Here is a 23,658-nt window from a genome sequence, read left to right as displayed (position 1 = left end):
GATTTTTATGTTGCTTTTTGGCTTTCATATGCACCAGCCGGTGGATAACTTTTCAGAAGCCGTAGATGAAGCCTGCAGGCTTTGCTATATGCCGTTTTTTGAGATGGTGGAGGGGTTTGATTACTTTAGGTTTTCGCTTCACTGCAGTGGCTGGCTTTTGGAGAAGATAAGAAACGACTATCCTGAGATGTATGAAATCATACAGAGGCTTGTTTTGAAAGGACAGGTTGAGCTGTTTAGCGGTGGCTTTTATGAGCCCGTATTGCCCGCCATTCCTTCGGATGATAGGGTATCCCAGATAAAGAAACTAAACTCCACCCTGAAGAGATACTTCAACTTCGACCCAAAGGGCCTGTGGTTGGCCGAAAGGGTTTGGGATGATGCAATTATCGGGGATCTAAAAAAATGCGGCATTGAGTATTTGGCCTTAGATGATTATCATTTTATCCTGGCCGGACTGGATAGCAGCAGGCTTAATGGGTACTATTTAACGGAGTTTAACGGTGAGAGCATAGGCGTCTTTCCCATATCGAGAAAGCTGAGGTATGCCCTGCCCTTCTTTGAACCCGATAAGGCGCTGGATTTGATTGAGTCTTTGGATGTTGGTGTTGTTTTTGATGATCTTGAGAAGTTTGGATTGTGGCCTAAAACCCATCAATGGGTCTATGAAAGCGGCTGGCTTGAGGCCTTTTTAGAGGGTATAGGCGAAAGGAACATAAAGATGCTCCATTTCGGCGAATTCTTCAATAACAATAGACCAAAAGGGCTTGTATATCTGCCGACTGCCTCGTATGTGGAGATGGGTCAGTGGAGCCTTCTTTATGAGGAATCGCTTGAGGTGGAAGGGATTAGAAGATTGCTTAATGAAAATGGTTTTAATCCAGATAGGTTTATAAAGAGCGGCTTATGGAAGAACTTTTTTGTGAAGTATTACGAATCGAACAGGCTTCATAAGAGGATGATAGAGGCCTCAAGGAACAAGAAACGCACAAGGTCTTATCTTGAAAACCTTTATAAACTGCAGACAAACGATGTGTATTGGCACGGCATCTTTGGCGGTCTTTATCTGCCCAACCTCAGGGATAATGCCTATAGGTATCTGATTGGCTGCGAGAACATAAGATACAACAGGGATACCGTTGAGGTTGGCGATATAAATTTGGATGGCTATGAAGAGGTAAAGGTCGTAAGAAGCGATATTGTGGCTGTTTTTGATAGCAGATACGGCGGTCAGTTAGTGGAGCTTGACGATAAGAGGTCTATGTTTAACTTTCAGAATGCCCTGACAAGATACAGAGAGGTCTATCACCATACGGTCAATGTTCAAAACCATGAGGGTGCTATCGATACGATACACTCAAGGCATGATGAGCTTAACGAGGAGCTAAAAGGCGTGCTGTTTTACGATTGGTATATAAAAAACTCATTTATTGACCATATATCGGATGATACATTCAATTCCGATACGCTGTTTCAATGCAGCTTCAGGGAGTATGGCGATTTTGCCAACCAGCCTTTTGAATGCTTTGTGGATGGCGATACGGTGGTTTTTGAAAGAAGGGGCGGCATATACGATAAAGAAAAATACGAAACGACGCTTAAAAAGGTCTATTATACTGCTGATAACGGGTTTGACTTTGAGATAGAGCTCAACAGCGAAGCCCCCAGGCCCTATCTTTACGCCCTTGAGCTTAATCTCCATTTTGCACAGCCAGAGAACATCAAGATAAACGGCCACGATTTTGAGAAAAGATTTGAGGATAAGATGTTGAAGGCGTTTGTTATTGAGGATGGTTATACAGAGAGGTTTTTGAGGTTTAATTTAGATACATTCTTTGGTCTTTATGGTGTTCCTTTGTATACCGTATCCAAAAGCGAAAGGGGGTTTGATTTAACTATTCAGGGTATCAGTTTTGCCGTGGTTGTGGGATTCGAAAGGCAGTTAAAATTAACAGGAAGATTCAGGGTGGAAGATGTCTGAGATAAGGTATGATTTGATACACGATGAGTATGCCTTGATAGCGCCTGAGAGGTTGCACAGACCAAACTATTACGCAGGTGTTGTGGAGACAAAGATAAACCAGACTATGGAGTCCTGCCCTTTTTGTGAGGGCAAGGAGCATTTGACGCCGCCTGAGATATTCGCCATCAGGAACAACAAACCCAATATGCCGGGGTGGAAGGTAAGGGTTATACCAAACCTCTATAAGGCCGTTCAGATTGAGACGCCTTACGGCACAAAGGAGGCCGGCCTGTATGAGTTGCATAACGGTTTTGGCGCCCACGAGGTTGTAATAGACACACCGAGGCATCTGCTTAGGCTTGATAAGATGAGCAAGGATGAGTATTTCAACTGGCTTTATACATTGAGATTGAGGCTGGCCGATTTAAGAAACGATAAGCGAATGGTCTATTTCTCCATCTTTAAGAATCAGGGCTTTTCTGCATCGGCGACACAGGTTCATCCGCATACCCAGCTTATAGCCTTGCCTGTTGTGCCAAAGAGTAAGCTTGAGGATTACAACAGGGCTTTTGAGTATTACTTAAAGAACAACAGGTCGTTGTTTGACAGTGTTATACAGAGGGAGCAGGAGGAAGGCAGGAGGGTCATTTGCAGCGATGAGGATTTCTTGGTGTTTGCGCCGTTTGCATCCCGCTTTGCCTTTGAGGTCTCCATAATAAGCAAACAGCCCCATATTGTTAGCCTTATAGATTTAAGCGATAAAAAGCTCAATACCCTTGCAAGGCTTCTTATGAGGGTGCTCAATGCTATGTATAAGCAGCTGGGCAACTTTGACTTCAATTTAATATTCAATACACCTCCCATGCAGAAGATTTATTCAACCGAGCGGTTCTTTGATAGATTGGGGGAGTTCTGGCGATTTCAGATTAGCATCACACCGAGACTATTCGGGCTTGGCGGTTTTGAGATAGATAGCTGTGTCTATATCAATCCCGTATTGCCTGAGGATGCAGCAGAATTTTTAAGGAGGGTGTTTGAATAATGAAGGTGCTGTTGGCCTCTGCAGAGCTGCTTGGTTATGCCAAAGCGGGCGGTCTTGCCGATATTACTTACGGTTTGGCAGCTGCATTAAGCAGAATGGGCGTTAAATTATCGGTGGTTGTGCCGTTGTATGGTTTTGCTAAAAACATAGAGGCCTTTGAGGAGATTAGTCTTGGCGGTATCACATTTCTGCATGCTGAATTCGATGGGCTGGATGTGTATTTTGTAAAGGATGAGGTGTTTAACGGAGACTGCATTTATTGTTCTGCCTCTGGAGTTTTTGAGGGTGTACACCTTAGATTTGCCTTTTTTAGCAGGGCTATTCTTCATCTTGCGCAGAGTATGGGGTTTGATGTTGTTCATCTGAATGATTGGCATACGGCGCTTGCTGCCTATTATCTTAAGGCTAATGGTTTTGGTGGCAGGGTCGTTCTTAGCATACACAACCTATCGTATCAGGGCATATTCGATGTTTCACCTGAGGAGGTGGGTATACCAAAGGAGTATTTCAACCCCGATTATTTTGAGTTTTACGGCAAGTTGAATATCCTAAAAGGTGGCATAGCCTTTGCCGACAGGATTGTTTTTGTTAGCGATGCTTATCTAAAGGAGGCCCTTGCCGGCGTGTTTGATTTTGGTTTAGCCGGTTTTCTGAATAGACATAAGGATAAGCTGAGTGCAATCTTAAACGGTATAGACTATGGTAAGTTTGATCCGAAAAATGACATATACATCTATGAACCGTATACAGCAGGCAATCTAAGGGGTAAATTTCGCAACAAACAGCGTTTTACAAAGGAGTTGGGTTTAAGCTGCTCAAAGGGCGCCCTCTTCTCCTTCATTGGCAGGTTGGTTGAGCAGAAGGGTGTCGATTTGATTTTAGAGAGCCTGCAGGATATATTGAGCAGGGATCTAAACTTCGTTGTTTTGGGCGATGGAGATAGGGACATTTGCAATAGGTTTGAGTCGTTTAATGCCTTTAATTTTAAGATTTTGTGCGGATACAATGAGCAGATGGCAAGGAGAATCTATGCCGCAAGCGATTTTATAGTCGTTCCGTCTGTCTTTGAGCCGTGCGGACTTGTGCAGTTGATAGGGTTTAGATACGGGTGCATACCAGTTGTTCACGGCGTTGGAGGGCTGAAGCAGACGGTTCACGACATCAATGATAAGGAGTGCGGGTTGGGTTTTGTGTATGAGAGTCAGACAAAAGATGGATTGTTGAGCCGAATCGATGCCGCATTGGATTTATACAAAAACAAACAGAGGCTTGGTAAGATCAGGCGGTTCAATATGTCCTGCGATTTTGGCGTTGAAAGGACAGCAAGGGAGTATCTGTCTGTTTATGGCTTTGTTGGCGGTTGATATTGGTGGCAGCTATCTTAGATACATAGTAATCGACAATGAAGATACATTTGAAGGCAAGACGGCCGCATCGGGGCTTGATATAGTGGGTTTTCTGTCTGTCTTGATAGAAAGATACGGCATTGAGAGGATGGCTGTATCGCTTGCGGGTCAGGTTTTGAACGGTGTTGTTGTTGCATCGCCCAATATAGACTTACCCGACGGTTTTGATTTAGGGGGTTATTTTTATTCCAAATACGGCTTGGATGTTTTGCTTGAGAATGACTTAAATTGCGCTGCCATTGCCGAGGCTAAATACTTCAGTTCAAAGAACCTCGCAGCGGTGTATTCTGGCAGCGGTCTTGGAGCCGGTGTAATTGACAACGGTAGAATAGTAAGGGGTTTTAGGAATATGGCCTCAGAGCTTGGTCATATACCGTATAAGAAGGCACCGTTTAGGTGTGGCTGTGGCAAGGACAACTGCTTGGAGCTTTTTGCATCATCAAGCGGTATAAAGAAGTGGTTGAGGCTAAAGGGGGCGGATGAGGATCTTTCGCTTGATGAGATTTCATCAAACCCCGAGCTTGAATGGATAGCAACACAATACAAAGAGGCTTTGGTTTTTGGTGTTTCCGTTGTTATAACGCTGTTTAACCCGGAGATTGTTGTTCTTGGAGGAGGGGTTATCAAATCAAACATATGGCTTGTTGATTACATAAGGAATGGGTTGAGGGGATCTGCGCTTGATGTTAGTCTTGAGTCTGCAAGGATAGAGCCATCGCTGCTTCAAAACGGCTCACTTGAGGGTGCTGTTATTCTGCTAAAAGGTGGGTTTGATGGGGTTTGATGTTCTGTTTTTGATAAGCGAGGTTGCTGGATTTGCAAAGACCGGTGGCCTTGCCGATGTAGGCTATGCTTTTCCTAAGGCTTTGGCTGAATATGGCCATAATGTCGTTGTGGTTATGCCACGCTATTATGTGATAGATAGGAATAACCTTGAGCATATACCAAGGAGCCTGTCTGTTCGTCTCGGTAAGGATACCTTATGGTTTGGTGTTTTTAGGTCAAAATTGCCAGGAAGCGAGGTTGATATATACTTTGTGGACTATGAGGCCTTTTTCGGCAGAAAGGGTCTGTATGATGACGGTTTTGTGCCTTACAACGACAACGCCGAGCGGTTTATATTCTTCTCTAAAGCTGCGCTTGAGGTCTCAAGGTCTATAGGCTTTAGACCCGATGTGGTGCACCTAAACGATTGGCAGACATCGCCAGCAAGCATCGTTCTTAAATATAATGATTACTTTAGGGATTCTGTTGTTGTTTTAACCATACACAACCTGCAGCACCAGGGTTTTTTTGGTAAAGAGAAGTTTGAGCTTTTAAATGTCGATTCTAAACATTTCAATCCGTTCGAATTTGAGGCCTTAGGCGGGTTGAATCTTCTAAAGGGTGCTATAGCCGTATCGGATGCAATAACAACGGTGAGCAGAAGGTATGCTAAGGAGATAGAAACACCCGAGTATGGCTTCGGCCTGCATGAGCATATAAAGGCTCATAGTTTTAAGCTTTTTGGCATATTAAACGGTGTCGATTACAATCAATGGAATCCCCAGACAGATAGGTTTATAAAGTGCCGTTACGATATTGACTCATTGGAGAATAAAAAGGAATGCAGAGAGGAGTTGATTTCTCTATTTGGTTTAAAGATAGGGGACGATGAGCCGTTGATAGGTTTCATCGGCAGATTGGTAAAGCAAAAGGGTATTGAATTGCTTGCTGCCTCGATAGAGGGCATGCTTAAGGATTTGAGAGTGGGGTTTGTTTTACTTGGGTCTGGAGAGCGGTGGGCTGAGAATTTTTTTTCAAGTCTTGCCTCTAAATACCCCGATAGATTTGGCTGTTTCATTGGGTATTCCGATGAGCTTGCCCATAAGATCGAGGCCGGATGCGATATGTTTTTAATGCCCTCTCTGTTTGAGCCGTGTGGTCTGAATCAGATATATTCGCTTAGGTATGGCACGCTACCCATCGTCAGGGCTGTTGGCGGACTCGACGATACGGTGAGAAATTACGACCCAGAAACAAAGGAGGGGTGGGGTTTTAAGTTCTGGGATGCCAACCCCGAGGCGCTGTTTAATACGATAGCCTGGGCGATAGATGTCTTTAGAAACGACAAGGAGGGATTTAGGGTTATGCAGAAAAGGGCCATGCGGTTGAGGTTTGATTGGTCTGCCTCATCAAAAGACTATTCGGATGTATACACCTGGGCAAGGATATACAAGAGGTTGAAGGGTGGCTAAAACATCGCTGTTTACCGATTACGATATATACCTGTTCAAGGAAGGGACACACGCCAAGATATACGAAAAGCTGGGTTGTCATCTGTTTGAGGATGGGGCATACTTTGCCGTCTGGGCACCCAATGCCGAATATGTCAGCGTTGTTGGTGATTTTAACGGTTATGATAAGGGTAAGGATCCGCTTTCTCTAAGGGGTGATGGCTCTGGTATCTGGGAAGGGTTTGTAAAGGGGGTGAAAAAGGGGCAAACCTATAAGTTTTACATAGGCTCTAAATTTGGCGGTGGGTTTTTAAAGGCAGATCCTGTGGCCTTTTATTATGAGACTCCACCAAAGTCCGCCTCGGTTGTCTGGGATCTTGAATACCGCTGGCATGATGATGATTGGATGAAAAGCAGGTCGTCGAAGAATAGATTTGACTCTCCCATATCTATATACGAGGTCCATTTGGGCTCGTTTATGCGCAAGGTTGAGGAGAACAACAGGTGGCTCACCTATAAGGAATTGGCAGGCGTTCTCTTGGATTATGTTAAGGATATGGGTTTTACGCATATTGAGCTGTTGCCCATAACGGAACACCCGTTTGACGGATCTTGGGGGTATCAAACCATAGGCTATTTTGCACCGACATCACGATACGGCTGCCCTCAAGACTTTATGGAATTTGTCGATACTATGCATCAAGGGGGCATAGGCGTAATTTTGGACTGGGTGCCATCACATTTTGCCACAGACGGCCACGGCCTTTTGAGCTTTGACGGGACATGCCTGTATGAGCATGAAGACCCCCGTCTTGGCTATCATCCTCAATGGAGGAGCGCTATATTCAATTACGGGCGCAATGAGGTTAGGGAGTTTCTCATAAGCAGTGCGGTTTTCTGGTTTGATAAATACCATATAGACGGCCTGAGGGTTGATGGCGTTGCAAGCATGCTCTATAGGGATTTTGCCAGGAAAGACGGTGAGTGGATACCCAACAAATACGGCGGCAGGGAGAACCTTGAGGCCATAGATTTCCTGAAGCAGTTGAATAGGACTGTCTATTCCATGTTCGACGGTGTTATGACCATAGCCGAGGAGTCAACCTCTTTTCCTAAGGTTAGCTGGCCTGTCCATGAGGGAGGCCTGGGTTTTGGCTTTAAATGGAATATGGGGTGGATGCACGACACATTAAATTACTTTAAAACAGACCCTATATTCAGGCAATACCACCACAACGAGCTGACATTTAGCATCTGGTATGCCTTTAGTGAAAACTTTGTCTTGCCATTGAGCCACGATGAGGTGGTTCACATGAAGGGTTCGCTAATCAACAAGATGCCCGGTGGATATGAGGAAAAATTTGCAAACCTTAGGGCTTTGTTTGCCTATATGATGGCGCATCCGGGTAAAAAGCTGTTGTTTATGGGTGGTGAGTTTGCCCAGTTTAGCGAGTGGAATTACGCCCAGAGTTTGGATTGGCATCTGCTTGACTATCCGCACCATAAGGGGGTTCAGGATTTAATACGGGATCTCAATAAAATCTATAAGAATAACCCGGCTTTCTGGAAATACGACAACGAGAATAGGGGTTTTAAGTGGATAGATGTCAACAATGCCCCGCAGAACATCATAGCCTTTCTAAGGAAGGCATCCAATAGGGAGCAAACCGTTGTTGTGGTATGTAATTTTTCGGGCAGGATGTGGGATAACTACCCCTTGAGGGTGCCCTTTGGCGGCAGATGGGTTGAGATATTCAACAGCCAGGATAGAAAATACAACGGCTTTGGCAGAGGAGATGGCTCAGATTACAATGCCCAGCCTTGTAATGATTGCTCAGGTTTTAACTATTTCATATCCGTGGATTTATCCCCTTTGAGTGTTTCGTTTTTTGTGCCTGAATCAAGCCCGAACTTATAAAGCTTTTCGTAATACTCATCCACCATTCTTGATGAGTCAAAATACGCCATCACATCGGTCATGCTGGTTTTTACTATATTGAGCCACTGCTTTTCGTCGTTGTAATACATGGGCAGTATGATATTCTCTAACTTCTCCATCATGCTTAGATAGTCCTGTCTATCCTGCTCTTCTGTGGGCAGGTTGGGGTCTGCATGGAAGATCGTGAAGCAGTTTATGCCGTCTTTCTGGAATTCCGCATGCCAGCCGTCATCCACGGAGAAATGAATCGCCGCATTTGCCGCAGCCGTCATGCCGCTTGTTCCGCTTGCCTCCCTACCCCACCTGGGCGTGTTTAACCATACATCGGCACCCTGCTTCAAAAGCTTTGATAGTTTCAACTCATATCCCGTTAAAACGGCAACATTCTTAAACTCCTTACTCATCATGACTATCTCGTTGAACATGCTTATGCCTCTATAGTCGTTGGGATGGGGTTTGCCGGCCCATATTATCTGAATGGGGTAATCCTTGTTGTTTATAAGCCTTCTGAATCTTTCCATGTCATAAATCAAAAGCCACGGCCGTTTGTATTCAACGAATCTGCGTGCCCATACGACCGTTAATATGTTGGGGTCAAATATCTTGCCCGTTTGGTCGGCTACCTCTTCAAAGAGTATGTGTTTTAGGTGTTTCTTATACGCAGTAAGCTGATAATCCTCATGCTCCTGCAGGTATGTAAGCAGGTGTTTATCTGCCCAATAGTGCATGTTCTGGGCGTTTGTTATGCTTATTATCTGGCACCTATCCTCGACAAACGACCACATCTTGTTCGATACGCCGTGGTGTATCTTTGATACTGCATTGGCCCTTTTGGATAGCTTTAGGGCTGCCACAGTTAACGAGAAGTTTTCATCGTAATAGTTTAGCTTTTCCTGAATTTGCCTTGCATCAAAATCGCCAAAAAAGCCCATCTCGTTTAATAAATTTATGTTGTGTTCCTCATTGCCCGCCTTTTCTGGTGTGTGGGTTGTAAAGACTATGTGTTTTTTAAGCTCCTCTAAATCGGGGTAATCCTTCATTAGCTCAAAGGCCAAAGGCAGGGCGTGGCCTTCGTTTAGATGATACACATCTATATCGATGCCCAACTCCTTCAAGACTCTAACACCGCCAATACCTAAAACAATCTCCTGTGCTATCCGTGTTTTCTCGTTTGCATCGTATAGCTTATAGCTTATGGTTCTTGAGAGGAAATCGTTTTCCAGCGTGTCGGTTGTAAGAAGCAAAATGGGTGCTGTCTCAAACACATTGGCGGGCAACAGATATGCCTTTACGGTGATGGGCTTTCCGTTTATGTTGACCTTAACCCTTACGCCCGTATCCTCAATAAAATAGTAAAACTTCCTTCTAAATTCCACCTTCATGGTGTTGTCTTCGTTTCTGGTTTGGTCGTAATAACCGAAACTCCAGAGCATCCCAACGCCTATGGTTGCCTGCTTTTTGTGGTTGGCGCTTCTCATGTGAGAGCCTGCTAAAAAACCCAGACCCCCTGAGTATGTCTTAAGCGCCTGATCGATGGCAAATTCCATGGAAAAGTATGCGACCCTTAGGGAGTATTTTTCGTCTATTAAATATGGAAACAGCCCTTCCATCTATTAACCTCCGTTTTGGTTTTATTGAAATATATTGCCTCCATCCCGGGCAGTCAAGTTATTTGCACGGCTTGTTTAGCCTGCATGCGCTGCCGTTTTGTTGTATGAGGTCTTCTGTGTTGAATATGTCTACGCTTTGTTTTTTGGTCTCAAGATTGAGTTTTTCCTCTATCGGTTTGTCGCCTATGGTTATAGATAGACCGTCTTTTTCTCTTTCTATCAATACTGGAACCTCGTTGATATTCAACGACTTCAGGATGTTTGAGAGCTTTGATGCCTCTATCATCTTGATCTTTAAGTTACTCAAGTTTAGCGTCTTTATAAGTCTCATGCAGTGTGGGCAGTGGCTTGAGTATATGAGGATTTTGTCTTCTTTGGGCAGGATAGGCAACTGCTGGTTGGGTTTTACCATCCAGAGCATCATCAATAGGGCTAAAAAGGATAGAAAGCCTGCAGTTATTCTTAAGCTCTGCTGTATCCTTATTAAAGAGAGTATGATGATTGTTATAAAGACACCGAAGCAGAAATAGCATATATCGCCTATCCAGAATAGCTGATACCCCACAAGGAAGCCCTCGCATGCAAGTGCAGCAATTAGCATAGCATCCAGAAGAAGCCCCTTTGTCTTCTCATTCTTTACAAAGCTAACGATTAATAGGATTAGAAAGAAAGCCTCACCGATAAAGAGCATGACTATCTCGCCGAATCTAACATGCCTTGCAACCAACAGGCAACCTGAGGAGTGGCAGATGGTATAGTTAAACAGCAGTCTCAATGCTATCTCAAGGCCGACACCCAAAATAGCAACCGCATTGAAAAACCTGAACAACCCCATCTTTACCACCTATTTAAATTTGTTTCTCAGCGGCAGCTATTATTCATTTTCCTTGCATTTTGTCAACTTTTATGAGATAATCCAAAACTTTAAGTTTTTTGGAGGATTTTTGATGAAGGTTGAGACTGGTAGGACAGTGCAGATGCACTATGTCGGAAAGCTTGAGGACGGTACGGTTTTTGACTCAAGCGAGAACAGGGAGCCGTTGAGCTTCGTGTTTGGAGAGGGTAGTATTATTCCTGCCTTAGAGGCCGAATTGGAAGGTATGGAAGAGGGTCAGAAGAAGACCGTTAAGGTAAAAGCCGATGATGCTTACGGTCAGAGGGATCCCAACGCCATACAGAAAGTGCCGAGAACTCAATTGCCCGAAAACATAGAGCCGAAGGTGGGTATGCAGCTATTGGCCCAGATGCAAAACGGCAGTATTCCTGTAACTATAGTTGAGGTGGATGAGGAAAGCGTAACCATAGATTTCAACCATCCACTTGCCGGTAGGGATCTCATCTTTGATGTTGAGATTGTGAAGGTAAGCTAACACTGAAGAAAAGCAAACAGGCGGGGCGGAAGCCCTGCCCTTCTTTTTTATCCGAGGTTATGCAAGAATATATCATCCTTCGTTATGTATTTACCCTCGCATAGAACAACAGCCCTTTCGATGACATTCTGCAACTCCCTGATGTTGCCTGGCCACGGATAGTTGTTGAGAATCTTTAAAGCCTCCTCCTCTATCCCCTCTATCTGTTTATCAAATTGAGCAGAAAACCTCTCTATGAAGAAATCTATTAGATGCGGTATTTCGTCCTTTCTTTCCCTTAAGGGTGGTATTCTTATAGGAAAGACGCTAATCCTGTAATACAGATCCTCCCTGAATTTACCCTCTTTTACCTCTTCTTCTATGTTTCTGTTGGTGGTGCATATAATCCTTACATCAACCTTAATGGACGATGTAGAGCCTATTCTGTCAACCGTTTTCTCCTGAATAACCCGAAGGAGCTTTGCCTGAAGCTCTAAAGGCATCTCGCTTATCTCATCCAAGAGTATTGTTCCGCCGTTTGCCTGCTCAAACTTGCCCGGATGTGCCTTCGTTGCCCCGCTGAATGCGCCCTTTTCGTACCCAAACATCTCGCTTTCTAATAAATTCTGGGGGATTGCAGCGCAGTTTACAGCCACAAAGCTTCCCTTTGACCTGTTGCTTATTGAGTGTATATAGCGTGCCAGAACCTCTTTACCCGTCCCGCTTTCACCAATCAGCAGAACCGTTGCATCCGTCTGGGCCACCTTTTGTGCAAGGGTTATGATATTCTCCATAGCCTTGCTTTTGAATACGAAACCCTCTTTTTGCTTTGTAGTTGCTGGCTTGTTCTGGATGGTCTGTTTTATGGATGTATGCGATATGGCCATCTCTATAATCTTTTTTAGTGCATCCTGGGAAAACGGCTTTAGTATAAAGTCAAATGCCCCCAATTTCATCGTCTCAACAGCCGTTTTTATATCGCCAAAGGCCGTTATCATAACAAACGGTATATGGGGCTTTAGGTCTTTTACCTCTTTTAGGAATTCAACGCCGTCCATCTTTGGCATCTTCAAATCACTCAATATCAAATCGTAATCGTGTTTTTTTAGTAGTTTTAAGGCCTCTTTGGCGTCCTTTGATAGCGTTGGCTGATATCCCAGATGCTCTAATGTGGCCCTTAAGGCCACCCTCATCTGCTCATCGTCATCAACAACCAATACCCTATACATTTTCCTTTGCCAACCTCACAGCCTCTATTGCATCCTTCGCATACATATCGGCGCCTATCTTCTTGGCAAAATCCTCACTAACAGCGGCGCCACCCACCATTATCTTCACATTTAAGCCCTTCATCTTGATCTTATCTATAACATTCTTCATGTTGACCATCGTTGTGGTCATCAAGGCCGATAATCCAACGGCGTCTGCGTGGTGCTCCTCTATGGCTTTTAGAATGGTCTCATCATCCACATTCTTACCCAAATCCACAACCTCAAATCCGTTTGTCTCAAGCAATAGCGAGACGATGTTTTTGCCTATATCGTGTATGTCGCCCTTGACCGTTGCCATTATGATGGTTTTGCCTGTTTTTTGCTTTGTTGCCCTTTTTTTTATCTCTTCCTTTAGTATGTTAAAGGCCTTTTTCATGGCGTTTGCCGATTTTATCATCTGTGGTAAGAAGTATATCCCCTTATCATAGAGTTTGCCCACCACATCGAGTGCAGGTATGAGTATTTCGTTGCTAATCTGGAGCGGTTCTTTGCTTTTTAGGGCATCCTGTGTTAGGGGGACTATCTCCTCCTCGTTGCCCTCTATCACGCACATAAATAATCTATCCTCTAAGCTACCCTTTTCAAACGGTGATTTTATCAGTTCTAATTTTGCCTTTGATGTTGATCTGTTTTCCAGCGTGATGTCGTTTGAATTGTTTATGTAGATTGAGGCGTCCTTATCCCTGTCCACGATCAGGTCACTTGCATACTTTATCTGCCATAGCAGTTCATCATACGGGTTGACTATGGCGCTATCCAGACCGTTGTATATGGCCATAGCCATGAAGGATGAGTTGATGAGCTTTCTATTTGGCAGGCCAAACGATACATTGCTCAAACCCAAGATGGTTGTTATGCCGTATTTCTCCTTTATGAGTTTTATGGTTCTCAGGGTTTCAAGCGCCCTCTCTTTGTCGCTGCCTATGGTTAAGGCCAATGCATCGGCCACTATGTCTTCTTCTCTTATGCCGAATCTTTTGGCGTTCTCAACGATCCTGTCGAGTATCTTCAACCTCTCTTCTGCTGTGTCTGGAATACCGGTCTCATCTAACAGTAGCGCCAGTATGGCTGCCCCGTATTTTTTAGCAAGCGGTAAGACCGCCTCCATGCTCTCTTTGGAGCCGTTCACGGAGTTGATTAAAACCTTTCCGTCTGCAGCCTTCAGGCCGGCCTCTATGGCCTCTATGTTTGATGAGTCTATAACCAAAGGCACAGAAACCACGCTCTCCACGGCCAGTACGCATTTCTTCATCATGGCGGGCTCATCTATCATCGGAACGCCCACATTTATATCCAGTGCCATCGCCCCGTGCTCTGTCTGTTCTATGGCCTCTTTTCTGTATAGGCCGGTTTTGCCCTCTTTTAGCTGTTCTTTTAAGTGTTTCTTGCCTGTGGGGTTGAGTCTTTCGCCTATGAATACCACAGGTCTTGAATACCCTATCTCGATAAGCTGGCTTCTGCTTGTTAGGACGGTGGCCTTCTCTGGCGTCCTTTTTTTCGCAGGCTGGCCCTTGAGTTTTTTGGCAAGGAGCCTTATGTGGTCTGGGCCTGTGCCGCAGCATCCAGCGACGATTGCTGCATACTCCTTGAAATCATCCGCATAACTTGCAAACTCCTCAGGCCCAACGGGGAATATCGTCTTGCCGTCCACAAGCCTCGGAATGCCTGCATTTGGCTGTATGATAAGCGGCATATCGCTAACCTTTGCCATCTTCTTTACAAATTCGTTCAGTAAATCTGGGCCTACAGAGCAGTTTGCGCCTATTACATCAACATCCATAACCTCTATAGTTTTTGCAAATACCTCAGGCGATGTGCCGAGTATGGTTCTTCCGTCTTCTGCGAAGGTCATCATGGCTATTATGGGCTTGTCTGTTATCTCCCTTATGGCTATTATGGCGGCCTTTAGCTCCTTTATATCCATGAATGTTTCCAATGAGAATAGATCCACATCGGCATCGACCGCAGGTTGAACCTGTTTTTTGAATACCTCCTTTATGTAATCAAAATCCGCCTCTCCGACGGGTTCTAAGAATTTGCCGGTTGGCCCTATGGATAGGGAGACAAACCCCTTATCACCAACAACATCCTTTGCTATTCTTACGGCCTCGTAATTGATTTTATAAACCTCTTCTTGTAAGCCAAACTCTTCGAGTTTTATGGGATTTGCACCAAATGTGTTGGTTACTATTATGTCTGCACCGGCATCTAAATACGATTTATGTATCTCGGCTATCTCTTTAGGATGTGTTACATTCAGATAATCCGGGCATGTGCCGGTTGCAAGGATACCTTTTTCCTGAAGCTGGGTGCCCATAGCACCGTCCAATATCAAAATCCCTTTTCCCAATTCTTCCCTAAAATTTCTCATCTATTTCACCCCAAAAATGCCCAGTGGCAACATGATCGTCCTTTTTAGCACATCGGCTATTCCCTTTGCAAGGCTTTTAAAGGGAATAGGTTTTATCGAGGGATTATTTATATCCCCTTTTACATGAAAACTCAAGCCTGTAAAGCTCTTCTCCTTGCCCCCTATGATCCACCCCACAACGGGAATCTTGGAAACCAGCTTGTTTATGGTGGAGAATGTTATGAAGGTTATATAGGCATCGATATTCTTCGATATTATATTGTATTTACCGTATCCGAATATCTCTATGTTGCCATCTAATATTATGGGATTTTTATCGGTTGCCTTCAATATACCGTTATTTAAGGATAACTCGCCCTTTATGTATTTGTAATCTATCCTGTCCTGGGTGTTTAGCTTTGTGGTTAGGTTTTTAAATGGGTTTAGAATTATGCTGAATAGATTTAGGGATGATGAGCCCATCTTGATACAGCCGTTTCGTGATGTAAGGTTGATCTTGCCCCTGAGTGTTTTTATGTTTAATTCGTTGTCTTTTGGTGATGTTAAGGCGGCTTTTATGTTTATGGATGAGTGCTTTGCTTTGCATTGGGTAAAGAATTCCCATAGCGCACTGTCTGATATGTTGATTTTCAGTCGTTTTTTTCTGAATGTGGCTGTTATCTTGGTTGGAAGGCTGAATATGTTTATATCGAGACTTTTGGGTGTTATGGCGCAGTTTAGCGTTGTTGCACCGATATCCTTTGTTTGCTTGTTGTCCTTTAGGTTGAGCTTTAGTATGTTTGCCTTTATCTTTAGGCTAAAATGGGGAAGCTTAACAGTTGTGTTGTTTTGCGTCTTTTTGGGTTTTATCAGCTGCTTTACATTTAGGTTTACAACATCGCCAAAAATACTCAAATCCCCGCTTTTGGTGTTTAGGTTGTATCTGCCATAGGACAATAGTTGATTGTTTAAGAGGTTGAAGCTGCAATTTGTCATATACAGCATACTACCGTCTGAGTTTATGTCTGCCGATATGTTGTCTATCGCCTTGAATTTGCCGTCTGTTATGGATATGCTGCCCTTGTTTAGGAAGAATTTACCGTTTTGTTTGTTTAGGCTGATTTTGCCGTCTATTGTTCCCTTGATGTCCGGTATTGTGTTGATTATTGAGGCAATGGTTTCTATTTTTAGCTTTTTGAATGTTGCAGAGAGGCTTGTTATATTTAGCCTCTTCATATCTATGTTGCCGCTGAATGAGATGTTGCCTATGCTTTTTAGGGTTAATGCTTCTATCTTTAGCAGGGGGGCGTTGAATATACCCTTTGCCTTTAGGTTTAGCGGTATGTTGTTTATGGATGAGGCCGTTGAGATATCTGTGTTGAATGAGAACCTCGATGGACTTCCGTTGATAGTGGCCTTTATGTGTGCCTTTTTTATGTTGAATGGGAGATTTTTGTGGCTGAATTTGGTCAGGAAGAAGTTTAGATCTTCTTTGGATATGTTTAGATTGAAGCTACCATTCAGGAGCAGTTTGGGTTTTATATCCAGAACAAACAGACCAGTCTTTAGGTTGGAGGTTTTTGTTGTGGCATTTAAATCTTTGAAGGTTAACATGAGCCTTTTTACCACTCCGCCGTCTGTAATTCTTTGAATCCTTAAAAAGCCCCTTACCTTGACCCATCCGCCGGGGATATTTGAGTTTTCAAACTCCACTGTTTTTGGGTATAGCTTAACATCAAAATCGAAATACGGCCTGGGTCTCCTTTTGTATTCGTATATGTCTATGTCTGCCCTTATCAGGCCTTTTAGGTTCTTTGTTTTGCCCAATACATCCAGATCGTCCTTTGAGAAGATGTTTTCCTCTAAAAACACCCTGACATATTCATTGGCATTACCCTGCAGATGCAGGTGCATCTCCATGGGATAGTCCTTCTTTCGATACACTATAAACTCAGAGCCGTCCGTTGTTATCCCTTCAAAATTGCCCTTGGCAAGAGCAATCAATTTGTTTTCCTCTATCTCTATATTTGCGCTTTTTATGTGGAATATGGAGCTTTTTAGGTCTATTCTAAAGGCAGCCTCTTTGATGTCGATCTTACCTGTTTTTATCGATGCGGGGTTTAGCAGATTGCCGTCTATTTCTATGTTTTTTAGCTTGATGAAGCCCGATAGTATGAATCGTTTAAGATGGGGGCTCAAAAGAGACCTAAACGGGGTTATGTCTAAATACGGTGTTGTTATGTTTGCTCTGATATTTGGTGTTTCTCCCTTTAGGCTGATCTTTGAGTCTATGTCGAATCCAGAGGGGTTTTTTACCTGTAGGGTTAAGGTTTTGTTTGTTTTGTCTATCTCTGCTTTGGCGGTCAGGTTGTTGAGTGTTAGGTATGGTGTTGTAAGAGAATGGGTTTTTAGAGATAACCTTATATCCTTGTTTAGAAACAACTCGATTGTGGGTTTTTTCAGTTTTAGTTTGATATTGCCTGCGTTTATGGATATGAGGCTTGCATTTATTACACCTGCGTATGTTCCGTATACCAGCTTGGATATTAAAGCCTTTGGTATGGATATGGTGTCTTTAACATTGAAGCCATAGGCTTCTAACCCATTCTGGCTAAAGGCAACCGTCTTTGCCTCTATGGTGATGTATGGAAAGTGTTTCCTTACATTTAGACCCTTTAGCCTTACCTCTATGCCACTTTTTTTGAGTTTTTGGGTTTGTGATTTTATCAGTGAATAGAAAAAGGCGGCATCCAGCTTTTTCCAGATGACGAACGATGCCGCCGATGTCAGAAGAACTGCTATTACAACAATAAAGAAAAGATAGCTTAGCAGTCTTCTCATTCTTACTTAATGTATTCCTCTATGTTGGATAGGCCAACGATTACATAACCTTTCTGTTTTGTTTTGGGTATAACTATTCCAGGCGTTCCCTCTATACCGTTTTTGAATGCGGCCTTGGCTATTTTGTCCATTACAGAGCCGTATTTTTTGAGGAGTTTGTCTATATCTTTTTCCTTTTTGACCATATCCTTGACCTGGTTAAACTCCGCACCCTCTATCTTGTCGATTGCCGCCTTTAGGCCGTCTTTCTCCACTATGTTTAAAAAGATGGCGCTGGCCTTCTTGGCCTCTTCCCCATGGACATTAAACGGCAATACATAGAGCTTTATCTTGTTTTCTTCTGCCAGCTTTATAAGCTTGGATAGCTCCCTTTTGCAGAATGGACATAGCGGATCGCTGAATAGGTAAACCTCGGTTTTGCCATTGCCGATAGATTTTAGTATGCTCTTGGGCAGCTCTTTCTTTAAGTTATAAAACCAGCTTATGTCTGTTTCTATCCTCTCCATTACCTTCTGGGGGGTTGCCCTTTTGAGTTGACCGTCTTTTAGCTTCAGTATAACCGGCACTATTGTTGTTTTATCCTTTGATATCCAGATGTATCTGTGATAAATCGTGCCTGTCTTTTTATTTTCTATGCCCACATTTATCTGGTCAAAACCCTTAAGAATGCTATCCTTCTCAACGGTTGCTGTGTAATTGATTCTTGATGGGATGATTTTTTTTAAGACATCGTCGTATTTTGTCTTGGCCGATGCCGACATAGAACCTATAAGCACAAAAGACGATACTATAGCCAAACCCTTAAGAGCCTTCATTAAACACCTCCAAAATCCAATTTATTTGTTGATTATATACTTTTGGTGGGAAAATACAATAACTCTTTTCTATAAGTTGACAAGGCAGGGGATATCATTTAAAATTCTCACACTGGGAGGTAAAATGTTCCGTTTTGTTTTCATAATTGCACTTGCGGCTTTTGTTTTAAGCTCGTGTGGCTTTGATAACAACTCCATTATAATGAAACGGCTGAATCTAATAGAAAGCAGGGTGGATTTTAACTCAAAAAGGATAGAGGAAAACTCAAAAAAGATCGATGAGATAGAATTAAAGCTTCAACAGATCAAGCAGAGATTGGCAAAGGAGAGGCAGGAGGATATTCTGGCCAACATCCCACCGGCTTCTGTGGTGGATAATCTAAGTTCTACTGAATCTTTTTCGGATTCTCATCAGGCTAAGGATAACCCGCAGCCACAGAAAGACAGTGAGATAGAAAAGAAGGCAAACCGCATACTCAGCTATATAACCCAATCCACAAAAAAAGAAGAAAGGGATAATGCCTCTTTGGGTTTCATACCACCGCCCCCCAAGACTAAGACCATAATAAAAAAGCCATCTAATAAGCCACAGGTTGATACAAAAGACTATAAGGCCCTTTATAGGGAGGCGTTGGGCTATTACAAAAAAGGTGATTACTCAAAGGCAAAAGAGCTGTTTGAGCGGTTTATAGGTGAGTATAAGAACACAGACCTGTTTGATAATGCCCTCTTCTGGCTTGCCTATACGCACATACACTTGGGCAATATAGATAAAGCGACGCAGTTGTTGAAAAGAATAATAGAGGAATTTCCCCAAGCATCCGTTGATAAGGGTGGTAAGACCGATGCGGCCATATTTGCCCTGATAAAGATATACAAAAAGCAGAACGATAAAAAGCTTGAGGTGTATTATAGGGATCTGTTGATCAAGAGGTTTCCCTATAGCAATTATGTAAACCTCATAAAGAGAAGGAGGAAGGGATGAGAAGATGGTTATTGGCCTTGTTTTTTATTTTTGTTTCCCTAAATGTTGCTTATGGATACGGTGAGCTTTACATCGTTAAGCCTCACGATACGCTGTGGAGTATATCAAAGAGGTTTTATAAAAATCCATTCCTCTGGGGTAAATTGTGGTACAACAACACATACATCAATGACCCCAATCTCATATTCCCAGGTGAGATACTGAAGATCACAGAACACGGGCTTGAGATTGCAACGCTCTCTAAAAAGAAACCCGATCACAAACAGCCGGAAAAGGTTAGATACCTGTCTGCTATATGGTATGACGGTGCTAAGTTTTACTCAACATGTCAACAGGGTGAGTGTGTATGGCATAAGGATGAGTTCAGGATTGCCACCATAAGCTTTGATACCTATACCAACATAGAACCAAGGCAGGGCGATGTTGTCTATCTGCATACGAGCAAACCGAAACTGCCAAAAAAACTATACATATACAGAAACCTTAAGAATTATCTGGATTTGAAGCTATGCGACCACGATTTTGAGGCCTATATGCCTATAGGAGAGATAGATGTTGAGAGCAAAATAAAGGATGGGGTCTATAAGGGCAGGATAGCTAAATGCTCAACGGAGGTTGCAGAAGACGATGTTATAAGTACTGTGTATCCGTATCAACAGATAAGCTCAAAACCGCAAGAGGTTAAATTGGGTGGTATAGGCATCAGGCAGCTGTTTGTTGCCCAGAATGAACTCCAGAGCGGTCTTGGATTTTTCTTCTTCTTTAAGGCCGACAAACCCATTCAGAAAGACATTGTTGGTAAGGCTGTTGTTATCGAGAGGCTAAATAAGGGTTCAGCAGAGCCTATACCCATCGGCCGTGGTATTGTTAGCAGTCAATACAAGTATTACTTAAGCATATTCTTTCCATCAAGCGAGGGCTTGGAGGAGATTCCAGACAGAACACAAAAATATATCTTGAGGTGATGGATAGATGTTGAAGATTTACAACACTATGGGCAGGAAGCTTGAGGAATTTAAGCCCTTAAGAGAGGGCAAGGTTGGTATGTATGTCTGCGGGGTTACCGTGTATGATAATTGCCACATAGGACATGCCCGCAGCGCTGTTGCCTTTGATATCATCTATAGATACCTGAAGTATAAGGGTTATGATGTGGTCTTTGTTAAAAACTTCACCGATGTTGATGATAAGATCATAAACAGGGCCAACGAGGAGGGTTTAGGCTTTAGTGAGGTGGCGAATAAATACATAGACGAATATTACAAGGACATGTCAAAACTCAACATAGCAAAACCGGAGTTTGAACCCAAAGCCACAGAGCATATAAAAGAGATTATAGATTTGGTTAAGAGATTGCAGCAGAAGGGCTATGCTTATGAGGTTGACGGCGATGTTTACTATAGGGTGGATAGGTTTAAAGAATACGGCAAGCTTTCCGGTAAGAATATCGATGAACTTAAGAGTGGCGCCAGGGTTGATGTAAATGACAAAAAGGAAAACCCGCTTGATTTTGCCCTCTGGAAGAAGTCAAAGGAGAACGAACCCAAATGGGACTCTCCGTGGGGTGAGGGAAGACCCGGGTGGCATATAGAGTGTTCTGCTATGAGTATGAAGTATTTAGGCGAATCCTTCGATATACACGGGGGCGGTGAGGATCTGATTTTCCCACATCATGAGAATGAGATAGCCCAGTCTGAGGCAGCAACAGGCAAGCCGTTTGCTAAGTATTGGATTCACAACGGTTTTGTAAGGATAAACAAGGAGAAGATGAGCAAATCGCTCGGCAACTTCTTTACCATAAAGGATATACTAAAGAAATACGATGGTCAGACATTGAGGTATTTCTTGCTTCTTACGCATTACAGAAGTCCCATTGATTTTTCCTTTGAGGGCTTGGATGCAGCCAAAGAGGCGCTAAACAGGTATTACAACTTCATCCAGAGGCTTGAAGAGACAGATTTTGATAAAAAGGGCAAGCTGGATGAGCAGCTTAAGCAGAGGTTGGATAGCCTGCTTGAGAGGTTTGAGGAGGCTATGGATGATGATTTCAATGCGCCAAAGGCCATTGGTGAGGTTTTCTCCACGATAAAGGCGTTTAATCAGTATCTGGATAGTATAAAGGGCGATGAGAAACCCAATAAGGCCTATAAAGAGGGCTTTTTGGAGTCTATGAATAAGATAAAATCCGTTTTGGGTGTGTTTGATACATCCTCTGCAAGCTGGTTTATCCCCGATGGCATAGATGTTGAGTGGGTGGAGGAGAAGATAAAGGAAAGGGCTTTGGCAAGGAAGAAAAAGGACTATGCAACTGCCGATAGAATAAGGGATGAGCTCAGCCAGAAGGGCATTATACTTGAAGATGCAAAGGAATATACCAGATGGAAAGTGAAAAGATAGATAAAAACGATCAGTTTCTGCTCGATGAGGAAGCCGATTTAGCAGAAAGCAGCGCCTTATCGAGCTATCTAAAAGAGATATCCCAAATACCTGTTTTGTCCCAAGAAGAGGAGAAGGAGTTAGGTTATAGGATAAGAAAGGGGGATAAAGAAGCCTTAAAGAAGCTGGTTAAACACAACTTGAGGTTTGTTGTCAGTGTTGCAAAGAGATATAAGAATTTAGGCATTCCCCTGTTGGATTTGATCAATGAGGGCAATTTAGGCCTGATAAAGGCAGCAAAGAAGTTCGATCCAGATAGAAACACAAAGTTTATATCCTATGCAGCATGGTGGATAAAACAGTCCATTATGAAGTATATAACCGAGCAGAGCACCCCTATAAGGATACCGTTAAAGGCAAAAAGCAGGATCAGCAAAATAGACTCGATCAAGGAGGATTATAAACAGAAGTTCGATGAGGAGCCGTTGGACGATGAGCTTTCCGAGATCTCTGAGCTTAGCGAGAAGGAGATAAAGAACGCAGAGATGGCCAGATTTTACTTTGATTCGCTGGACGACTATGTGAACGATGATAAGGATATTGTAAAGGGGGATCTGATTAGTTTGGAGGAGCAGTCGGTTGAGGAGGAGCACATACAGAAATCCCTAATTGAGGAGGTTAATAAGTTTCTGTCTGAGCTTCCGCAAAGGGAGCAGGATATCATAAAGTTGAGGTATGGTTTGTATGATGGCAAGCCGAGAACATTGAGGGAGATAGGTGAAAAATACGGTATCAGCAAGGAGAGGGTCAGACAGCTTGAGAATAACATAATAAACAAACTCAAGAGGCGGTTTAAGGAGTATAGGTGAATGGATCCTTATGAGGTTTTGGGTGTTGATTCCAATATAAGCGAGAACGAGCTGAGAAGGGTGTTTTTAAGGCTTGCCAAGGAGTATCATCCCGATACGGCAACAACTGAGGAGGAGAGGATCCAGAAGGAGAGTAGATTCAAAGAATTAACCTATGCCTATAATCTGATAAAGTCTAAGGAATTCTCCAAGGGCGCAAGCGATCAGAAAACAACAAAAACCACCACAGGCAGGGATATATTGATCAAAAAGGCGCATGCCTATATATCGCAGAACAACTTTAATGCGGCTATTGAGGCCTTAAACCAGATTAAGGGTAATGTGGATGACGATTATGAGGTTAACCTGTTGTATGGCATAGCCTTCCTCAGGAAAAAGAGGTTTCATCAGGCGATTAAATACTTCCAGAAGGCCGTTAAGCTAAACCCGTGGAAGTTGGAGGGGTATCTTTATTTGGGGGAGGTCTATGAAGCCATATCCCTTAAGGAGTCTGCAAGAAAATTCTATCAAGAGGCATTAAAGATAGACCCGTCAAGCAAAAAGGCTCAAGAGGCCCTTGATCGGCTGAGTTCAAATTCTGTGGCCATTGGTTCTTTGTTCAGAAAATTCCTGAAAAGGTAAATAGA

General features: G+C 43.2%; 18 protein-coding genes. 12 read left to right on the top strand and 6 right to left on the bottom strand.

The genetic code is table 11. From position 1 onward, the window contains the following. Nucleotides 1-7: 7 nt before the first annotated feature. From D891_RS0105255 to glgB, 6 genes are read left to right on the top strand one after another with little or no spacing between them, the layout of a single operon-like run. Entirely contained in the window at nt 8-1,981 is a 1,974-nt protein-coding gene (locus D891_RS0105255) for an alpha-amylase/4-alpha-glucanotransferase domain-containing protein (protein ID WP_025270087.1), read from the top strand. Continuing rightward, entirely contained in the window at nt 1,974-3,005 is a 1,032-nt protein-coding gene (locus tag D891_RS0105250; RefSeq protein WP_025270086.1) for a galactose-1-phosphate uridylyltransferase, read from the top strand. The genes D891_RS0105255 and D891_RS0105250 overlap by 8 nt, the downstream gene beginning before the upstream one ends. Beyond that, entirely contained in the window at nt 3,005-4,369 is a 1,365-nt protein-coding gene (locus tag D891_RS0105245; protein ID WP_025270085.1) for a glycogen synthase, read from the top strand. Before D891_RS0105250 ends, D891_RS0105245 begins: the two co-directional genes overlap by 1 nt. After that, nucleotides 4,350-5,195, top strand: coding sequence for an ROK family protein (locus D891_RS0105240; protein WP_025270084.1), 846 nt, complete (start codon nt 4,350-4,352; stop codon nt 5,193-5,195). The genes D891_RS0105245 and D891_RS0105240 overlap by 20 nt, the downstream gene beginning before the upstream one ends. Next, nucleotides 5,185-6,648 carry a glycogen synthase gene (locus D891_RS0105235; protein WP_025270083.1) on the top strand — a complete coding sequence of 488 codons (1,464 nt, stop codon included), beginning with the start codon at nt 5,185-5,187 and terminating at the stop codon, nt 6,646-6,648. Before D891_RS0105240 ends, D891_RS0105235 begins: the two co-directional genes overlap by 11 nt. Further along, the gene (gene glgB, locus D891_RS0105230) at nt 6,641-8,545 is read left to right on the top strand and encodes a 1,4-alpha-glucan branching protein GlgB (RefSeq protein WP_025270082.1); all 1,905 of its coding nucleotides are present in this window, start codon (nt 6,641-6,643) and stop codon (nt 8,543-8,545) included. Before D891_RS0105235 ends, glgB begins: the two co-directional genes overlap by 8 nt. On the opposite strand, the gene glgP is transcribed toward glgB, so the two are convergent. Continuing rightward, nucleotides 8,473-10,176 carry an alpha-glucan family phosphorylase gene (gene glgP, locus D891_RS0105225; protein ID WP_025270081.1) on the bottom strand — a complete coding sequence of 568 codons (1,704 nt, stop codon included), beginning with the start codon at nt 10,174-10,176 and terminating at the stop codon, nt 8,473-8,475. The two genes, glgB and glgP, sit on opposite strands and share 73 nt — an antisense overlap. A 58-nt stretch (nt 10,177-10,234) precedes the next feature. Next, entirely contained in the window at nt 10,235-11,011 is a 777-nt protein-coding gene (locus D891_RS0105220) for a hypothetical protein (protein WP_025270080.1), read from the bottom strand. A 112-nt stretch (nt 11,012-11,123) separates the two neighbouring features. Here D891_RS0105220 and D891_RS0105215 point away from each other — a divergent pair, with 112 nt between their 5' ends. Next, a complete protein-coding gene (locus tag D891_RS0105215) occupies nt 11,124-11,546 on the top strand; it encodes an FKBP-type peptidyl-prolyl cis-trans isomerase (protein WP_084042317.1) in 423 nt (140 codons plus the stop codon). Between the two features lie 47 nt (nt 11,547-11,593). On the opposite strand, the gene D891_RS0105210 is transcribed toward D891_RS0105215, so the two are convergent. The 4 genes from D891_RS0105210 to D891_RS0105195 are packed head-to-tail and all read right to left on the bottom strand — an operon-like array spanning nt 11,594 to nt 18,802. Continuing rightward, complete coding sequence (locus tag D891_RS0105210; protein WP_025270078.1) at nt 11,594-12,754, bottom strand: sigma-54-dependent transcriptional regulator; 1,161 nt, start codon at nt 12,752-12,754, stop codon at nt 11,594-11,596. After that, entirely contained in the window at nt 12,747-15,167 is a 2,421-nt protein-coding gene (locus tag D891_RS0105205; protein ID WP_025270077.1) for a homocysteine S-methyltransferase family protein, read from the bottom strand. The genes D891_RS0105210 and D891_RS0105205 overlap by 8 nt, the downstream gene beginning before the upstream one ends. Continuing rightward, nucleotides 15,168-17,987, bottom strand: a complete 2,820-nt coding sequence (locus D891_RS0105200) for an AsmA-like C-terminal domain-containing protein (protein ID WP_025270076.1) — start codon at nt 17,985-17,987, stop codon at nt 15,168-15,170. It abuts the gene before it with no gap. Nucleotides 17,988-17,989: 2 nt separating this feature from the next. After that, complete coding sequence (locus D891_RS0105195) at nt 17,990-18,802, bottom strand: DsbA family protein (protein WP_025270075.1); 813 nt, start codon at nt 18,800-18,802, stop codon at nt 17,990-17,992. Nucleotides 18,803-18,926: 124 nt separating this feature from the next. On the opposite strand from D891_RS0105195, the gene D891_RS0105190 reads away from it, so the two are divergent. The 5 genes from D891_RS0105190 to D891_RS0105170 are packed head-to-tail and all read left to right on the top strand — an operon-like array spanning nt 18,927 to nt 23,653. Next, nucleotides 18,927-19,787 carry a tetratricopeptide repeat protein gene (locus D891_RS0105190; RefSeq protein ID WP_025270074.1) on the top strand — a complete coding sequence of 287 codons (861 nt, stop codon included), beginning with the start codon at nt 18,927-18,929 and terminating at the stop codon, nt 19,785-19,787. Then, nucleotides 19,784-20,752, top strand: coding sequence for a LysM peptidoglycan-binding domain-containing protein (locus D891_RS0105185; RefSeq protein WP_025270073.1), 969 nt, complete (start codon nt 19,784-19,786; stop codon nt 20,750-20,752). The genes D891_RS0105190 and D891_RS0105185 overlap by 4 nt, the downstream gene beginning before the upstream one ends. A gap of 7 nt (nt 20,753-20,759) precedes the next feature. After that, on the top strand, nt 20,760-22,184 hold the full coding sequence (gene cysS, locus D891_RS0105180; protein ID WP_025270072.1) for a cysteine--tRNA ligase: 1,425 nt from the start codon (nt 20,760-20,762) through the stop codon (nt 22,182-22,184). Beyond that, on the top strand, nt 22,166-23,032 hold the full coding sequence (locus D891_RS0105175) for a sigma-70 family RNA polymerase sigma factor (protein WP_025270071.1): 867 nt from the start codon (nt 22,166-22,168) through the stop codon (nt 23,030-23,032). Before cysS ends, D891_RS0105175 begins: the two co-directional genes overlap by 19 nt. Continuing rightward, nucleotides 23,033-23,653 (top strand): J domain-containing protein, encoded by a 621-nt coding sequence (locus D891_RS0105170; protein ID WP_025270070.1) that lies wholly within the window; start codon nt 23,033-23,035, stop codon nt 23,651-23,653. The last annotated feature ends 5 nt before the right edge of the window (nt 23,654-23,658 follow it).

Source organism: Hippea sp. KM1 (assembly GCF_000526195.1).
Classification (GTDB): domain Bacteria; phylum Campylobacterota_A; class Desulfurellia; order Desulfurellales; family Hippeaceae; genus Hippea.
Note: the sequence above shows the minus strand (reverse complement) of the source record. Positions and strands in the feature narration are given on the sequence as shown.

Bases quoted from the DNA above. Each gene is read 5' to 3' on its own strand.
- D891_RS0105255 (WP_025270087.1), top strand. From the start codon at position 8: ATGTTGCTTTTTGGCTTTCATATGCACCAGCCGGTGGATAACTTTTCA.
- D891_RS0105250 (WP_025270086.1), top strand. From the start codon at position 1,974: ATGTCTGAGATAAGGTATGATTTGATACACGATGAGTATGCCTTGATA.
- D891_RS0105245 (WP_025270085.1), top strand. From the start codon at position 3,005: ATGAAGGTGCTGTTGGCCTCTGCAGAGCTGCTTGGTTATGCCAAAGCG.
- D891_RS0105240 (WP_025270084.1), top strand. From the start codon at position 4,350: ATGGCTTTGTTGGCGGTTGATATTGGTGGCAGCTATCTTAGATACATA.
- D891_RS0105235 (WP_025270083.1), top strand. From the start codon at position 5,185: ATGGGGTTTGATGTTCTGTTTTTGATAAGCGAGGTTGCTGGATTTGCA.
- glgP (WP_025270081.1), bottom strand. From the start codon at position 10,176: ATGGAAGGGCTGTTTCCATATTTAATAGACGAAAAATACTCCCTAAGG.
- D891_RS0105220 (WP_025270080.1), bottom strand. From the start codon at position 11,011: ATGGGGTTGTTCAGGTTTTTCAATGCGGTTGCTATTTTGGGTGTCGGC.
- D891_RS0105215 (WP_084042317.1), top strand. From the start codon at position 11,124: ATGAAGGTTGAGACTGGTAGGACAGTGCAGATGCACTATGTCGGAAAG.
- D891_RS0105210 (WP_025270078.1), bottom strand. From the start codon at position 12,754: ATGTATAGGGTATTGGTTGTTGATGACGATGAGCAGATGAGGGTGGCC.
- D891_RS0105205 (WP_025270077.1), bottom strand. From the start codon at position 15,167: ATGAGAAATTTTAGGGAAGAATTGGGAAAAGGGATTTTGATATTGGAC.
- D891_RS0105200 (WP_025270076.1), bottom strand. From the start codon at position 17,987: ATGAGAAGACTGCTAAGCTATCTTTTCTTTATTGTTGTAATAGCAGTT.
- D891_RS0105195 (WP_025270075.1), bottom strand. From the start codon at position 18,802: ATGAAGGCTCTTAAGGGTTTGGCTATAGTATCGTCTTTTGTGCTTATA.
- D891_RS0105190 (WP_025270074.1), top strand. From the start codon at position 18,927: ATGTTCCGTTTTGTTTTCATAATTGCACTTGCGGCTTTTGTTTTAAGC.
- D891_RS0105185 (WP_025270073.1), top strand. From the start codon at position 19,784: ATGAGAAGATGGTTATTGGCCTTGTTTTTTATTTTTGTTTCCCTAAAT.
- cysS (WP_025270072.1), top strand. From the start codon at position 20,760: ATGTTGAAGATTTACAACACTATGGGCAGGAAGCTTGAGGAATTTAAG.
- D891_RS0105175 (WP_025270071.1), top strand. From the start codon at position 22,166: ATGGAAAGTGAAAAGATAGATAAAAACGATCAGTTTCTGCTCGATGAG.
- D891_RS0105170 (WP_025270070.1), top strand. From the start codon at position 23,033: ATGGATCCTTATGAGGTTTTGGGTGTTGATTCCAATATAAGCGAGAAC.